This window comes from Kineobactrum salinum, assembly GCF_010669285.1.
Taxonomy (GTDB): Bacteria; Pseudomonadota; Gammaproteobacteria; order Pseudomonadales; family Halieaceae; genus Kineobactrum; species Kineobactrum salinum.
The window spans coordinates 1,822,191-1,837,839 of record NZ_CP048711.1 but is presented as its reverse complement, the minus strand read 5'-3'; the positions used below and the strand labels follow the sequence as shown (position 1 = coordinate 1,837,839).

At 63.1% G+C, this 15,649-nt stretch carries 12 protein-coding genes and 1 pseudogene; 9 read left to right on the top strand and 4 right to left on the bottom strand.

Annotated elements, in window-relative coordinates; translation table 11 throughout:
* Positions 1–254: 254 nt before the first annotated feature.
* From G3T16_RS07855 to katG, 7 genes and pseudogenes are all read left to right on the top strand, one after another.
* Positions 255–1,360: pseudogene (locus G3T16_RS07855) on the top strand (S-(hydroxymethyl)glutathione dehydrogenase/class III alcohol dehydrogenase).
* Positions 1,361–1,364: 4 nt separating this feature from the next.
* Positions 1,365–1,856: a formate dehydrogenase subunit gamma gene (locus G3T16_RS07850; RefSeq protein WP_163494562.1), complete on the top strand. Its 492-nt coding sequence runs from the start codon at positions 1,365–1,367 to the stop codon at positions 1,854–1,856.
* Entirely contained in the window at positions 1,856–3,409 is a 1,554-nt protein-coding gene (locus tag G3T16_RS07845) for a formate dehydrogenase beta subunit (protein ID WP_163494561.1), read from the top strand. The genes G3T16_RS07850 and G3T16_RS07845 overlap by 1 nt, the downstream gene beginning before the upstream one ends.
* 1 nt (position 3,410) lies before the next feature.
* Positions 3,411–6,287, top strand: coding sequence for a formate dehydrogenase subunit alpha (gene fdhF, locus G3T16_RS07840; RefSeq protein WP_163494560.1), 2,877 nt, complete (start codon positions 3,411–3,413; stop codon positions 6,285–6,287).
* 2 nt (positions 6,288–6,289) lie between these two features.
* A complete protein-coding gene (fdhD, locus tag G3T16_RS07835; protein WP_163494559.1) occupies positions 6,290–7,105 on the top strand; it encodes a formate dehydrogenase accessory sulfurtransferase FdhD in 816 nt (271 codons plus the stop codon).
* Complete coding sequence (locus G3T16_RS07830; protein ID WP_197911958.1) at positions 7,102–7,326, top strand: formate dehydrogenase subunit delta; 225 nt, start codon at positions 7,102–7,104, stop codon at positions 7,324–7,326. The genes fdhD and G3T16_RS07830 overlap by 4 nt, the downstream gene beginning before the upstream one ends.
* 220 nt (positions 7,327–7,546) lie before the next feature.
* Positions 7,547–9,772, top strand: coding sequence for a catalase/peroxidase HPI (gene katG / locus G3T16_RS07825; protein WP_163494558.1), 2,226 nt, complete (start codon positions 7,547–7,549; stop codon positions 9,770–9,772).
* 60 nt (positions 9,773–9,832) lie between these two features.
* Here the strand turns inward: katG and gtfA are convergent, their stop codons facing one another.
* Positions 9,833–11,275: a sucrose phosphorylase gene (gene gtfA / locus G3T16_RS07820; RefSeq protein ID WP_163494557.1), complete on the bottom strand. Its 1,443-nt coding sequence runs from the start codon at positions 11,273–11,275 to the stop codon at positions 9,833–9,835.
* 46 nt (positions 11,276–11,321) lie between these two features.
* Positions 11,322–13,694 (bottom strand): glucosylglycerol-phosphate synthase, encoded by a 2,373-nt coding sequence (ggpS, locus tag G3T16_RS07815; RefSeq protein ID WP_232059308.1) that lies wholly within the window; start codon positions 13,692–13,694, stop codon positions 11,322–11,324.
* 211 nt (positions 13,695–13,905) lie between these two features.
* Here ggpS and G3T16_RS07810 point away from each other — a divergent pair, with 211 nt between their 5' ends.
* Together G3T16_RS07810 and rnk are read left to right on the top strand one after the other, a co-directional pair.
* The gene (locus G3T16_RS07810; protein ID WP_232059307.1) at positions 13,906–14,232 is read left to right on the top strand and encodes an antibiotic biosynthesis monooxygenase family protein; all 327 of its coding nucleotides are present in this window, start codon (positions 13,906–13,908) and stop codon (positions 14,230–14,232) included.
* A gap of 25 nt (positions 14,233–14,257) precedes the next feature.
* Positions 14,258–14,671, top strand: coding sequence for a nucleoside diphosphate kinase regulator (gene rnk / locus G3T16_RS07805; RefSeq protein WP_163494556.1), 414 nt, complete (start codon positions 14,258–14,260; stop codon positions 14,669–14,671).
* Positions 14,672–14,708: 37 nt separating this feature from the next.
* On the opposite strand, the gene G3T16_RS07800 is transcribed toward rnk, so the two are convergent.
* Together G3T16_RS07800 and G3T16_RS21055 are read right to left on the bottom strand one after the other, a co-directional pair.
* A complete protein-coding gene (locus G3T16_RS07800) occupies positions 14,709–15,413 on the bottom strand; it encodes an AEC family transporter (RefSeq protein ID WP_197911957.1) in 705 nt (234 codons plus the stop codon).
* Positions 15,413–15,613, bottom strand: coding sequence for a hypothetical protein (locus G3T16_RS21055; RefSeq protein ID WP_197911956.1), 201 nt, complete (start codon positions 15,611–15,613; stop codon positions 15,413–15,415). Before G3T16_RS21055 ends, G3T16_RS07800 begins: the two co-directional genes overlap by 1 nt.
* Positions 15,614–15,649 lie beyond the last annotated feature (36 nt).

Sequence of the window (15,649 nt, the reverse complement as noted above, 5' to 3'; positions counted from 1 at the left end):
CGGCCGGGATGCGGTGTTCAAGACCGTATGCAGCAGGGACGCTGCATACGAGCCTCCAGGGACGGATTCACGGCGTGTCTTGAACACCGCATCCCGGCCGATGGCTCGGTGGTCGAGGTACCTCTCTCGCCCGATCAACAATAATTTCCATACAGAAAAAGAGTCTTTATAAATATACACCTTATTCTCCCAGGGAAACAAACTATACTACCGTAGTCTGTCCACAAGTCATATGGGATATATAAGGAGTTGCGATGAAAACCCGAGCAGCAGTGGCGTTTGAAGCGGGCAAGCCGTTGGAAATTGTCGAGGTGGATCTCGACGGTCCCAAGTCCGGCGAGGTCATGGTGGAGATGCGTGCCACCGGGGTGTGCCATACCGACGCGTTCACGCTGTCGGGCGATGATCCCGAGGGGCCTTTCCGGCTATCCTGGGTCACGAGGGCGCCGGTGTCGTGGTCGAGGTGGGGCCGGACGTTAAGGGCCTGAAGCGCGGTGACCACGTCATTCCGCTGTACACTGCGGAGTGCCGCGAGTGTGATTTCTGCCTCAACCCCAAAACCAACCTGTGCCAGGCGGTGCGCGCCACCCAGGGGCAGGGTGTGATGCCCGATGGCAGCAGCCGCTTCTCGCTGGACGGCAAGCCTATCCGGCACTACATGGGTTGCTCCACCTTCTCCAACTACACCGTGCTGCCGGAGATCTCCCTGGCCAAGGTGCGCGAGGACGCGCCCTTCGACAAGATCTGCTACATCGGCTGCGGTGTCACTACCGGCATCGGTGCAGTGGCTTTCACGATGAAAGTCGAGCCTGGTTCCACAGTGGCAGTATTTGGCCTGGGCGGCATCGGCCTCAATGTGATCCAGGGCGCGAAAATGGTCGGCGCCACCCGCATCATTGGCGTGGATCTCAACCCCGCCAAAGTGCCGCTGGCGAAGAAGTTCGGGATGACCGACTTCATCAACCCGCGGGAAGTGGACGATGTGGTGGATCACATCATCCAGCTGACCGGCGGGGGGGTCGACTACAGCTTCGAGTGCATCGGCAACGTCGAGGTGATGCGCCAGGCGCTGGAATGCTGCCACAAGGGCTGGGGCGAAAGCTGTATCGTGGGCGTGGCGGGTGCGGGCAAGGAAATCTCTACCCGTCCGTTTCAGCTGGTTACCGGCCGCTCCTGGCGGGGCACCGCCTTCGGTGGCGCCAGGGGGCGCACCGACGTACCCAGGATCGTCGACTGGTACATGGATGGGCGCATCAATATCGACGACCTGATTACCCATACCATGCCGCTGGATGATATCAACAAGGCCTTCGATCTGATGCATTCCGGCGAGAGCATTCGGTCGGTGGTATTGTATTGACACTATGACTGTGCCATCAGCTACCGCTTCTGACCCCGTGCAGGCCGCACTGGACACCTGGCAGAATGAGCCCGGAGCGTTGCTCCCTGTACTGCATGCGGTGCAGGACAGTGTCGGCTACATTCCGCGCGAGGCGATCGCGGCCATCGCCGACGCACTCAGGCTCACCCGTGCGGAAGTGTCCGGCGTGATTAGTTTCTACCACCATTTCCGTACCACGCCGCCGGGGCGCCATACGGTGGAAGTCTGTCGTGCCGAGGCCTGCCAGGCGGTGGGCGCGCGCCAGCTCGAGGCCCACGCCAAAACCCGCCTGGGCCTGGATTATCACGAGACCGGCGCCGACGGGCAGTTCAGCCTGGAGCCGGTCTACTGCCTGGGCAACTGTGCCTGCGGACCCTCCATCCGCATCGGCGGCGCGGTATATGGCCGGGTATCCGAGGCGCGTTTCGATGAATTGCTGACCGGCCTGGACACCCGGGCCCTGGAGCTGCGCTGATGACGGTGCGCGTATTCGTGCCCAGCGACACCACTGCGCTGGCGATGGGCGCCGACGCGGTGGCGCGGGAGTTGGCGGCACTGGCGGACCGGCGGGGCCTGGATCTCGAGCTGGTTCGCAACGGCAGCCGCGGCCTGTGCTGGCTGGAACCACTGATCGAGGTGGAGACCACCGGCGGGCGCGTCGCCTACGGTCCGGTAGCGGCGGCGGACCTGCCCGCGCTGCTGGATGCCGGACTGCTGGAGGGGGCGCAGTCGCACCCGCTGTGCCAGGGGCTTGTCGAACAGATTCCCTACCTTGCGTGCCAGCAGCGGCTGACCTTTGCCCGCATCGGCGTGATAGACCCGCTCTCTATTGAACAGTACCGCGCCCACGGCGGCTTTGCCGGCCTGGAACGGGCGCTGCCGATGGCGCCGGAGGCCATCGTCGAGGAGATCAAGACCTCGGGCCTGCGCGGGCGCGGTGGCGCGGCCTTTCCCACCGGCATCAAGTGGGACACGGTACGCAAGGCCGGCGAGGGCCAGAAATACATTGTCTGCAATGCCGATGAGGGTGACTCCGGTACCTTCGCCGACCGCCTGGTGATGGAATGCGACCCCTATATGCTGATTGAGGGCATGACCATCGCCGGTCTGGCGGTGGGTGCCACCCGCGGCTATATCTACCTGCGTTCGGAGTACCCGCTGGCCCAGCGCAACCTGAACATTGCCATTGAGCGGGCCCGGGCCGCGGCCTACCTGGGTGATTCCGTGCTGGGCAGCGGCCGCGCCTTCCACCTGGAGGTGCGGCTGGGCGCGGGTGCCTATATCTGCGGCGAGGAGACCTCCATGCTGGAAAGCCTGGAGGGCAGGCGCGGCCTGGTGCGCGCCAAGCCTCCGCTGCCGGCCCTGGAGGGGCTGTTCGGGCTGCCCACCGTGGTCAACAATGTGCTGTCACTGGCGGCGGTGCCGTTCATCCTCGATCGGGGCGCCCAGGCCTATGCCGACTGCGGCGTCGGGCGCTCCCGGGGCACGTTGCCGGTACAGCTGGCGGGCAATGTGCTGCGCGGCGGCCTGGTGGAGCTGGCCTTCGGCGTCACCTTGCGCGAGTTGATGGAGGATTTCGGTGGCGGTACCCGCAGCGGCCGGCCGCTGCGGGCGGTACAGGTGGGCGGCCCGCTGGGCGCCTACCTGCCGGCGGCGCAGTGGGATACACCGCTGGATTACGAGGCCTTCGCCGAAGTCGGCGCGGTGCTGGGGCACGGCGGCGTGGTGCTGTTCGACGATACGGTGGATATGGGTGAACAGGCCCGATTTTCGATGGAATTTTGCGCCGTGGAGTCCTGCGGCAAGTGCACCCCCTGCCGCATCGGCTCCACCCGCGGCGTGGAGGTGATCGACCGCATTCGCGCCGGCGACAGACCGGAGGCCAACCTCTCGCTGCTGGATGAGCTATGCACTACCATGGTGGACGGCTCCCTCTGCGCGATGGGGAGCATGACCCCCATCCCGGTACAGAGCGTGATGAAGTACTTCGCAGAGGACCTGCGGCCCACTGACAACCGGAGGCGCTGATATGTTGCATTACCACGAACCGGACAGGGACTACGGCACACCGGCTCCCGCGGCGACCGCCAACACGGTCAGCCTGGTGGTCGACGGTGTCGATGTAAGCGTGCCCGAGGGCACCTCGGTGTTGCGGGCGGCCGCGCTGGCCGGCATCAACATCCCCAAGCTGTGCGCCTCCGACAACCTGGAGGCCTTTGGTTCCTGCCGCCTGTGTGCGGTGCAGATCGCCGGCAAGCGCGGCTATCCGGCCTCCTGCACCACGCCGGTGGAGCAGGGCATGCAGGTCTCCACCCAGACCGAGCCGGTGGCCAGGCTGCGCCGCAATATCATGGAACTGTATATTTCCGATCACCCGCTGGACTGCCTGACCTGTCCCGCCAATGGCGACTGCGAGTTGCAGGACATGGCCGGGGCGGTGGGCCTGCGCGAGGTACGCTACGGTTTCGACGGAGCCAACCACCTGGCTGCCGAGAAGGACGAGTCCAACCCCTACTTCACTTTCGACCCCAGCAAATGCATTGTCTGCTCCCGCTGTGTGCGGGCCTGCGAGGAAGTGCAGGGCAGCTTTGCGCTGACCATCGACGGCCGCGGCTTCGGCTCCAAGGTCTCGGCCGGGGACAACGAGCCCTTCATGGATTCGGAGTGCGTCTCCTGCGGTGCCTGTGTGCAGACCTGCCCGACGGCGACGCTGATGGAAAAGAGCGTCATCGACGAGGGCCTGCCGGAACACAGCGTGGTGACCACCTGCGCCTATTGCGGGGTGGGCTGCTCCTTCGAGGCACAGATGAAGGGCGACCAGGTGGTGCGCATGGTGCCCTACAAGGGCGGTGCCGCCAACCACGGCCACTCGTGTGTGAAAGGGCGTTTCGCCTTCGGTTACGCCACCCACAAGGACCGGCTGCAGCAGCCGATGATCCGCGATGCCATCGACCAGCCCTGGCAGGCGGTGAGCTGGGAGGAGGCCATCACCTTTGCCGCCGGCCGGCTGCAGGCGATCCAGCAGCGCTACGGGCGCGAGAGCATCGGCGGCATCACCTCCTCGCGCTGCACCAATGAGGAGACCTACCTGGTGCAGAAGCTGGTGCGGGCCGCGTTTGGCAACAACAACACCGATACCTGCGCCCGGGTCTGCCATTCCCCCACCGGTTACGGATTGAAGACCACGCTGGGCGAGTCGGCCGGCACCCAGACCTTTGACTCGGTGATGCAGGCCGATGTGATCGTGGTGATCGGCGCCAACCCCACCGATGCCCACCCGGTGTTCGCCTCACAACTGCGCCGCCGTTTGCGGCAGGGCGCCGAGCTGATCGTGATCGATCCGCGGCGTATCGACCTGCTGAAGACGCCACACCTGGGTGTCGCCCGGCACCTGCCACTGCGGCCTGGCACCAATGTGGCGATGGTCAATGCGCTGGCCCACGTGGTGGTGACCGAGGGGCTGGAAGATACGGCATTCGTCGCCGAACGCTGTGGCCTGGACGCCTACCGCCGCTGGCGCGATTTCATCAGCCAGCCGCGGCACTCGCCGGAGCAACTGGAGAGCGTGACCGGGGTGCCGGCAGCCGCGGTGCGCGAGGCCGCCCGCGCCTATGCCGGGGCTCGCAACGGCGCGATCTACTACGGCCTGGGCGTCACCGAGCACAGCCAGGGATCCACCATGGTCATGGGCATCGCCAACCTGGCGCTGGCCACCGGCAATATCGGCCGCGAAGGGGTGGGCGTCAATCCACTACGCGGCCAGAACAATGTCCAGGGTTCCTGCGACATGGGCTCCTTCCCCCACGAATTGCCGGGTTACCAGCACGTTTCCGATATAACAGCCCGCGCCCGCTTTGAGGCGGACTGGGGTGTGCAGATCGACGACGAGCCCGGCCTGCGCATCCCTAACATGTTCGACGCCGCGATCAGCGGCAGCTTCAAGGGCCTGTACGTGCAGGGCGAGGATATCGCCCAGTCCGACCCCAACACACTGCACGTGGAGGCTGCGCTGGGGTCACTCGAGTGCCTGATCGTGCAGGACATCTTCCTCAATGAAACCGCCAAGTATGCCCACGTGCTGTTGCCGGGCTCCACCTTCCTGGAGAAGAACGGTACCTTTACCAACGCCGAACGCCGCATCAACCGGGTGCGCAAGGTGATGGCGCCGTTGGCGGGCAAGGAGGATTGGGAGGTCACCGTGGATCTGGCCAACGCGCTGGGCTACCCGATGGACTACAGCCACCCGTCGCAGATCATGGACGAGATCGCCCGCCTGACCCCGAGTTTTGCCGGCGTCAGCTATGCCAAGCTCGACCGCCTGGGCAGCATCCAGTGGCCCTGCAACGATGCCTACCCCGAGGGCATGCCGATCATGCACGAGCGGGACTTTCCGATCGGGCTGGGCAATTTCGCGATCACCGAGTACGTGGCCACCGAGGAGCGCACCAACCGCAAATACCCGCTGCTGCTGACCACCGGCCGGATCCTGTCGCAATACAATGTCGGCGCCCAGACCCGGCGCACCGACAACCAGCAGTGGCACGACGAGGACGTGCTGGAAGTGCATCCCCATGATGCAGAAGTGCGCGGGATCCAAGACGGTGACTGGCTGGGCATAACCAGCCGCGCGGGACACACCGTGCTGCGCGCCCGGGTCAACGACCGCATGCTGCCGGGGGTGGTTTACACCACCTTCCATCATCCGGGTAGCGGCGCCAATGTCATCACCACCGACAGCTCCGACTGGGCGACCAACTGCCCGGAGTACAAGGTGACCGCGGTGCAGGTGGAGAAAGTGAGCCAGCCCTCGGCCTGGCAGCGCGAGTTCCAGTCCTTTGACGAGCAGCAGCGGCAACTGCACCGCGAGGGCCGGCGCGAACTCGCGGCGGATGGCGCCGAACTCTGATCATGCCGACCAGCACGGTGCCAGTGAGCGTCTATTGCAGCGACCGGCCGCGGCGCGAGCAAGCCCGCGACAGCATCGCCCGGGAAGTGCCGGTGGCGCTGGTCTATAACGGCGTGTCTCATGCGGTGATGATGGCGACACCGACGGACCTCGAGGAGCTGGGACTGGGCTTCAGCCTGAGCGAGGGCATTCTGGAGCGAACCGGCGAGCTGTACGACTGTACTGTTGCCGCTGCTCCCGAGGGCATCTCGGTGGAGATGCAGATCGCCACACAGCGCCTGGCGGGCCTGCAGCGCCGGCGCCGCAACCTGACGGGCCGCACCGGCTGTGGTCTGTGCGGCACCGAATCGCTGGCCGAGGTATTGCGCCCGGTGGCGCGGGTGACGGCGCCGCCGCTGAGCGATGCCGCGGTCCAGCGCGCGCTGGCCGTACTCAGGGCCCACCAGCCGCTGCAGGCGGAAACCGGCGCCAGTCACGGTGCCGCCTGGTGCAGTCCGGAGGGCGATATCCTGATGCTGCGCGAAGATGTTGGGCGACACAACGCGCTGGACAAGCTGATTGGCGCGTTGTTGCGGCGGGAGGAGGACATGCACACCGGGGGCTTTGTGCTGGTATCCAGCAGGGCCAGCTATGAAATGGTGCAGAAGAGTTGCGCGGTGGGCATCGGCGCCCTGGTGGCTGTTTCGGCCCCGACATCGCTGGCGATTGACTACGCGCAGCGGGCCGGGCAATTGTTGATTGGCTTCGCTCGTCCCGGGCGCCACGTGATCTACCACGACCCCTTGGCCGGGTCAGCCAGCCGCCGGCATGCACCGTGAGTACAGGAGAATTGCAGAGCCTGATCCGCATGGCTAACCAGATTGCCGCGAACCTGCAGCACGGCGCCGGCAGCGAGGCCGATGCGGCGGACCAGGTTGCCAACCACATGCGCCGCTTCTGGGCCCGCAGCATGAAGATCCAGCTCAGCGAGTATCTGCGCGAGGATGGCGGCGAGCTGTCGCCGCTGGCCAGGGAGGCAGTGGCGCGGCTCGACCGGTGAATTTGCGCCGGCGCGAGCCAATTGGCGCACGTCCCGGATCTTCGGATTTTTAGAAGCTCAAATTCCAGTTAATGTCCTAACCCCGATCATGGTCCTTGGGGTAGCCTGGTTTTACCGTGTCGAGTAGTTTGTTTGATCGGTTGGCATGGGATGGGAATTCAACTTGTCGGTGAGATCCCGGCAACAGAATGTGATGCACTGATAATCAAAGAGGCTCTCAATGTTTAAAAAGACGACGCCATTAATTGCCGCCGTGACACTTGCCACGGCATTTCTTCTCCCCGTTCACACTGCCAGTGCCCAGCGCGAATCGATGTCCGACCAGAACTGGTGGCCCGATATGCTGGACCTGCGGCCTCTGCGCCAGCACGCGGCCGAGTCCAACCCGCTGGGTGAGGATTTTGACTACGCCGAGGCATTTGCAGCGCTGGATCTCGATGCCGTGAAAAAAGACATCGAGGCCCTGATGACCGATTCCCAGGACTGGTGGCCCGCTGACTACGGTCACTACGGTCCGTTTTTCATTCGCATGGCCTGGCACAGTGCCGGCACCTACCGCGTCGCCGATGGCCGCGGCGGAGCCGGCGGCGGTCAGCAGCGGTTTGAGCCGCTCAACAGCTGGCCGGACAACGTCAGTCTGGACAAGGCCCGACGCCTGCTGTGGCCAATCAAGCAAAAATATGGCAACAGTTTGTCCTGGGCCGATCTGATGGTGCTGACGGGTAATGTCTCGCTGGAATCGATGGGCTTCAAGACATTCGGCTTTGCCGGCGGCCGCGAGGACGATTGGGAGCCCGACCTGGTCTACTGGGGCCCCGAGACCGAGCCGCTCGGGGATGAGCGGCACACCGGTGACAGGGAGCTGGAACAACCGCTTGCCGCGGTCCAGATGGGCCTGATCTACGTAAACCCCGAGGGGCCGAACGGCAATCCCGACCCGCTGGCGGCCGCCAGGGACATTCGTGAAAGCTTTGGCCGCATGGCAATGAATGACGAGGAAACCGTTGCCCTGATCGCCGGTGGTCACACCTTCGGCAAGGCGCACGGAGCCCACAAACCCGGCGACTGCCTGGGATCGGAGCCCGCCGCTGCCAGCATGGAGGAGCAGGGCTTTGGGTGGAGCAACAAGTGCGGCAAGGGCAATGCCGAGGACACCATTACCAGCGGTCTGGAAGGGGCATGGTCGATCAACCCGACAGCCTGGACCACGCAGTACCTGGACAACCTGTTCGGCTTTGAGTGGGTGCAGACGAAGAGCCCCGCGGGTGCGGTCCAGTGGGTACCCAGTGACGAGAGCGCTGCCAATATGGTGCCCGACGCCCACGATGACTCCAAACGGCACGCCCCCATCATGTTCACCACCGATCTCTCCCTGAAAGAAGATCCGGCCTACCGGAAAATTGCGAAGCGCTTCCATGAAAATCCGGAAGAGTTCGAGCTGGCCTTCGCCAAGGCCTGGTTCAAGCTGACCCACCGCGACATGGGGCCGAGCGCGCGCTACATCGGTGACGAGGTGCCGCAAGAGCAACTGCTGTGGCAGGATCCCATCCCGAAAGTGGAGCATGAGCTGGTCAACAGCCGGGACATCTCCAAACTCAAGTCAGCCATTCTGGATTCCGGATTGAGCCGGGCCGAACTGGTCAGAACTGCCTGGGCATCGGCCTCTACGTTCCGCGGCTCGGACAAGCGCGGTGGCGCCAATGGGGCCCGTATCCGCCTTGCGCCGCAGAAGGATTGGGCCGTCAACAATCCGCAGGAGCTGGCCAAGGTGCTGATGCGCCTCGAAGACATTCAGCAGGAGTTCAACGACGGCCAACGTCGCGGCAAGAAGCAGGTGTCACTCGCCGATCTGATTGTTCTGGGCGGTGCCGCGGCCATTGAACAGGCTGCCAGTGAGGCCGGCTACAAAGTGCAGGTTCCGTTCACTCCGGGCCGGGCGGATGCATCGCCCGAGATGACCGATGCAGAAGCGTTTGCGGTGCTTGAACCCAGGGCCGATGGCTTTCGCAATTACTTCGGCGAGGGCAACCCCGCCTCGCCCGCGGAAATGCTGGTGGACAAGGCGAACCTGCTGACTCTCACTGTGCCTGAAATGGCGGTGTTGGTGGGCGGCATGCGGGCCCTTGACGCGAATGCCGGCGACTCGCCGCACGGTATCCTCACCGATCGCCCCGGGACCCTGAGCAACGACTTCTTCGTTAACCTGCTCGATATGTCCACCCAGTGGAAGAAGTCCTCCCAGACCGAGGGCCTCTACCAGGGTGTCGATCGCAGCACGGGCGAACCCCGGTGGACCGCCACGCCGGTTGACCTGGTGTTCGGCTCCAACACAGAGCTGCGCGCCGTTGCCGAAGCCTACGCGGTGAACGATGCCGACGAGAAGTTCGTCAATGACTTCGTCGCGGCATGGGCCAAGGTGATGACGCTGGACCGGTTCGATATCTGATAGCGGCCGCCGAGCTCGTCACTGTAGACGGCGACGCCCTGGGCGTCGCCGTTCTTTATTTCAGGCGCGGAACGTGACTTCCGCCTGGGTGTCTTCGTCCAGGTAGACAATGCTGCTGGTCTTGAACTTGAGGTCCACAAACAGTGCGCAGTAGTGCTCGCCGTGGCGCCAGGCCATGGCAACGCTGGACTCGTTCGAGTATTGCAGCTCGAAGTGCCCATTGAAGGCGGGGTAGTGGGAGCGGAAACGCATCAACTTGAGCAGACGTTGCACCACCGGCTTCTCCGTCGCCCGAGCTACTTCCTCCAGGCTGAAGTAGGCACGGTTGATGTCGCGCAGCTCGCCGGTACTCTCCATCAGCTCTTCATCGTTACAGCCGGCGAGCAGGCCGACATAATACACTTGGGGAATTCCCGGTGTAAAAAACTGTATCGCGCGCGCTGCGATGTAGGTATCGTCGTTCTGCATCAGCGCATCGTAATACGTGCAGGTGAGCTGGTAGATGGCACCGACACTGTGAATGCTGGCTGCCGATTTGCGCAGAATGGGGTCGGCGCTGCGCGCGTTGATGTTGTCGATCAGGCTCCTGATCTTGTCGTCCGGCAGCACACCCTCGACATCGGGTATGCAGATGCCATCGTGGGTATCGAGCACTGTGACCATGTTGCGCGGGCACATGCGCAGCCAGTTCTTCAGATACACGCTGTTGGCGTCGAGCAGGGAATACAGTAGCAACGGTGGCAGGGCAAAGCCGTAGGGCCGCATATCGCGGCGGCTGAGGGCGTACTGGTAGCTGCAGTTGTCGTGTACCTCGGGCAGGCATTCCGCTCCGTGGCGGTGAGCGACGTCATTCACCCACTCCAGCAAGCGGTAGACATCCGGTTCCACCAGAAAACAGCTGGTGCCGATACGCTTGGTGGTGTAGCCGAAGGCATCCAGGCGCAGCAATTTGACGCCCTTGCCCGCCAGGAAGGTGATGTAGTCCTCCATCAGCGTGTAGGCCAGCGGCGCATCGTAGTTGAGGTCGATCTGATGTTCGGTGAAGGTACACCAGACACGCGCCTTGCCGCCGCTATCGAAGCTGACTTCCCGAAAGGGCTCCTTTTCCTTGCGGATATGGATCCGGGCCAGATCGTCCGGTGTGATTTCGCCAAATTTGTCGACATCGACGAACAGGTCGGCGTAGCGGGACTCAAAGCCGTGACGCACAAAATCCCTGAACTCCACGGATTCGTCGGAAATGTGGTTGATCGTGACATCCGCGCAGAGATCAAATTGTTCTGCCAGGGCCTCGATATCGCCCCAGTCGCCATAGCGCGGGTCCACCTCCTTGTGCGTCAGCGGCGAGAAACCGGCATCGGCATTGGAGGGGTAAAAGGGCAGTATATGCAGGCCGCCTATCGCATCCGCGAAATGGCGATCGAGCGCCGTTTTCAGGTCCTGCAGGTTATGGCCGATGCGGTCGGGATAGCAAATCAGCTGAACGGCGTTACGCAAGGCCATTGTCGCGCTCCTGGGTGGTAGCTCTGAAATTGACGCGAGGCAATGCTCAGCCGCTCGCGGCTGTCTTCGCCTGCGTTCCTTGCAGGGGAGCATGGGCGCGCACCGCTGCCATGAATTCATTTCCCCACAGGGCGATATCGTAATAGCAGACCGAATTGAAGGCTTCCGCCAGGCGCCGGCGGGCCTCGTCGCGGCTCATGGTCAGGGCGAGATAGCAGGTCGTCACCAGTTCATGGGGATCGTGCGGATTGGTCAGAATGGGCCCGCGCAGCTCGGCTGCGGCGCCGGCGAACTCCGACAGCACCAGCACCCCGCAACCCCTGGTGAGCCCCTGCGTGGCGACATACTCCTTCGCCACCAGGTTGAGACCGTCGCGCAGTGGCGTTATCCACATGACGTCGGCCGCCGCGTAGTAGGCCACCAGCTGTTCAAACGGCACCGCACGAAAGAAGAACTGTACCGGGGTCCAGCCGATGTGGGCAAAACGCCCGTTGATGCGCCCCACCGTCTGTTCAATCTGCGCCTGCAGATCGTCATAGATTTTCATCCCGGCCGCCGCGGGGACGCAGATGGTGATCAGTGTGACTTTCTCCAGTAGCTCGGGGTTTTCCTCCAGCAGGTGTTCAAAGGCCTGGAGTTTCTCCAGGATGCCCTTGGTAAAATCGAGCCGCTCCACGGCCAGTACCATGCGCACGCCGTCCAGTTCCTCGCGCAACGCGGCGATACGTTCCTTCTGTGCCGGGTCCTCCAGCGCGCGCTCGACGCGCCCAATATCCAGCCCCACCGGATGCGCGCCCAGACCGATATGGCGCTCGGCCACCTCGATCTCGGTGGTCATCTCCTCGAGGCCCACTGCACAACCGTAGGTCAGAAAACGCGGCGCACAATTGACGCGTTTGCTGATCTTTACCGGCATCACGCCACGGGCAACATCGACGAAATTCTCGGCCTGGCGCGGGATGTGGAAGCCGATGTAGTTGCACTGCAGCAGGCTGCCGACAATCTGCCGGCGCCAGGGCAGCACATTGAACACATCGGCGGAGGGAAAATAAGTGTGGTGAAAGAACGCGATGGTCACGTCGGGGCGTAATTCGCGGAGATAGGCCGGCACCATCCACAGGTTGTAGTCGTGGATCCATACCACCGCATTGTCGGCAGCCTCGGCGGCCGCGCTCTCGGCGAAGCGCCTGTTGACCTCAAGAAACACTTCCCAGTGTGACTCATTAAAGATCGCGCGCTCCCAGAATGTGTGCAGCGTGGGCCAGAAAGCCTCCTTGGAAAAGCGCTTGTAGAAGATCTCCACCTCGTCTTCGGTCAGCGCCACCCGCGCGGCGACGAGCTTCGGATAGTGTTGCACGTCTACCTCGGTGTGGACCTCGAATTCGCCCAGACCGGGAGCATCGATGGCCCAGGCTACCCAGGAGCCGGGCTTGCCGTCGGCGAAGAAGCTCAGCAGGGTGGGGATAATACCGTTGGGCGACTTGGGACGCCGCCGCTTGCGTTCGCCATCCTCGATGAATTCTTCGTAGGGCAGGCGGTGGTAGACGATGACGAGATCCGATTTGCCGGGCTCGGATACTGGCGAAAGTTCGGCGTCGACCCCCTCGCTGCCGAGAAAACCGAAATACCCGAAAGCCTCAAGAATACCGCCCGTACCGGGGCTGGTGGCGTGATACACGCGGGCGAGATTCGCTGTCGCAGTCAGCAGACCCGCCTCCGAGTCACCCACGCAAACGCCCTTGAACCCGGTCTCGTACATGGACAGGTCATTCAGGGTGTCGCCCGCCACCAGTACATCCTCGGGGTCTACCGCCAGATGTTCCACCAGTCGCTGCAGTGTGCGTCCCTTGTCGACGCCTTTCGGCAGAACGTCAAAATACTTGCCGGCTGAAAACAGCAGGTCACAGTCGAGACTCTCCACGATGCGCCGCACTTCATCATCGATGTCGTGTTCTTCACAGAAAAAGGAACAGCGCCGCTCCTGTGGCACCTCCTGGCGCTGCAGTGCCGGCAAATGCGCCAGCGCATCGGCCACTACGCGGTCCCCCGGCCAGATTCGCTCTATGTCATCCTGGATTTCGAATACTGGCTGCTGGGAGTCACCGAGTACTACCGTCGCGCCGACGTCGGCGATGATGTAGTCGGGCTGGGGAACCGTAGGATCTGCCAGCAACGGCAGTACGTATTCCAGTCCGCGCCCGGTGACGAACACCAGGCGGATATCCGGGTGTGAGGCAACCAGCTGGTACAGTTTCAGGCGCGCTGTCTGGCTGCCGCCAAGGAAAGTGCCGTCGAGATCAGTGGCGAGTAGCATGGCATGTGACACGACAGTGGCGGGGAAAACGCGGGGAACACAGCTTGACACTGCGGCGACTGTCGCGCCGATATCCTCCTGGTTGTGGTATGTGCTGGACAACACATTACCGTCTTTTCCCCGCCATCGCCAGTCGCCGTGGCAGCGCGCCGGACGTCGATGAGATTCAGCAGTCCGCGGCCACCGGGACCTCGGGCGACAGGGTTTTCAGTAGTCTAGCTGCTCGCCGTGATTCGCACGAATCCTGCGCGGCGCCAGTGGCGGAAGACCTTTCATCTGCGGCATAATGACGCTTGGTCACTGGCCCAGGGAAACCATGGAAACCATCCCAAACATCGCCCAGACACCGCCGCCACCCTATTACGCAGTCATCTTCACGTCGCTTCGCACAGAAGGCGATAACGGCTATGACGCCATGGCGCAGCGAATGCTTGAGTTGGCTTCCCGGCAGCAGGGCTTTCTGGGGGTGGAGTCGGCCCGGGAGGAACTGGGCATTACGGTTTCCTACTGGGAGAGTCTTGAAGCCATCAGAAGCTGGAAGCAGCACAGCGAGCATCAAGAGGCGCAGAAACTTGGCCACGAGGTCTGGTATACTGAGTTCAAGGTCCGGATCGCCAGGATTGAACGGGATTATGGCATCTAGCCTGAAACCATTGAGTGAATTCAAAATGACTACCAGACCAAAGATCATCATGTCATCCCTGGACGCCGAAAGACTGGAAGCCCTGCTGGACTCTCTACCCCATGGTTCCTTTCCGGGCAGCGAGGAGCTGGAGACAGAGCTGGCCCGGGCAGATATTGTTGACCCCAAGGACATACCAGCCACAGTTATAACAATGAACTCGACGGTAAGATTCCGGGTGGAGTCTTCGTCCGAAGATTTCACGTTGACCCTGGTATACCCCAAGGACATGGACGCCACCAGCGACAAGATCTCGATTCTGGCCCCGGTGGGTAGCGCCCTGATCGGACTTTCGGTAGGTGACTCCATGGAGTGGCCAAAGCCGGGCGGCGGGGTGCTCCGGGTTCGTGTTGAAGAGGTGATCTACCAGCCTGAACGCGCTGGTGAGTATCACCGTTAAAGCCACACTCGCGTTCGAAGCGTGCCCGGCGCGCTGATTATCCCACCAACAGCCAATACAACAACGGCAGGCTTGCAAACGACAGCATCAGCCCGAGCCCGACCGTGCCGGCCACCAGTCGCGGTGCCAGTCCGGCGCCAATGGCGATGGCGCCGGCGGAAATCATCGATGGCATGCCGGCCTGGAAGACTGCCACGCGCGTCGCCAGCCCGTCCTGTCCTGCTGCCAGCCAGAGCAGCCAGGCACAGGCGGGCATGAGCAGCAGCTTGATGCCCAGGGCCAGTGTCAGTGGCAGCCGTTCGCGACGCTGGAAGCGCACGGTCACCTGTAGTCCCACCGCGATCATCACCACCGGTATCAGGGTGGCGGCCAGCATGTTCACCAGCTGGTCTGCCAGTGGTGGCAGCTGTACGCCACGCAAAAGCAGTCCCACGACCAGGGCGATGAAGGGAGGAAAGGTGAGGATCCGCACCAGAATGGCTGCTGCGGATGGTGTTTCCCTGGCGGGACTATACAGTGCGGCAATGACCGGCGCGTAGGCGGCGAGTGCGAGAAAGGAGCCCAGCTGGTCGTAGACCACGGCGTAGGGCATGGCCTCCTGGCCGAAGAACGATTGCACCAGCGGAAAGCCGAGATACGAGGTATTGCCCAGCGGCACCACGATCAGCAGCGCTCCGGTGATTTCGCGGGACCAGCGCAGCAGCCGGGCGAGCGTGAGCAGCAGGGCGATGACCAGCAGCATCAGCAGCCAGGGGTCAGTGCCGGAATCAACAGGGCGCTGGAAACCTGTAGTAGCGGGAGGTTGGCGATGATGACCGCCGGCAGCGCGACATTGAGCGCATAGCCATTAAGCGCGATCGCGCTGTTGGCAGGCATTCCTGGCGCCCTGCGCAGCAGCAGGCCGATGCCGAGGCAGGCCAGTATCAGGTAGAAGTTGTCCATGCTGACTCGTTGGGCGGTTCGGGATGAGGCCCTGGG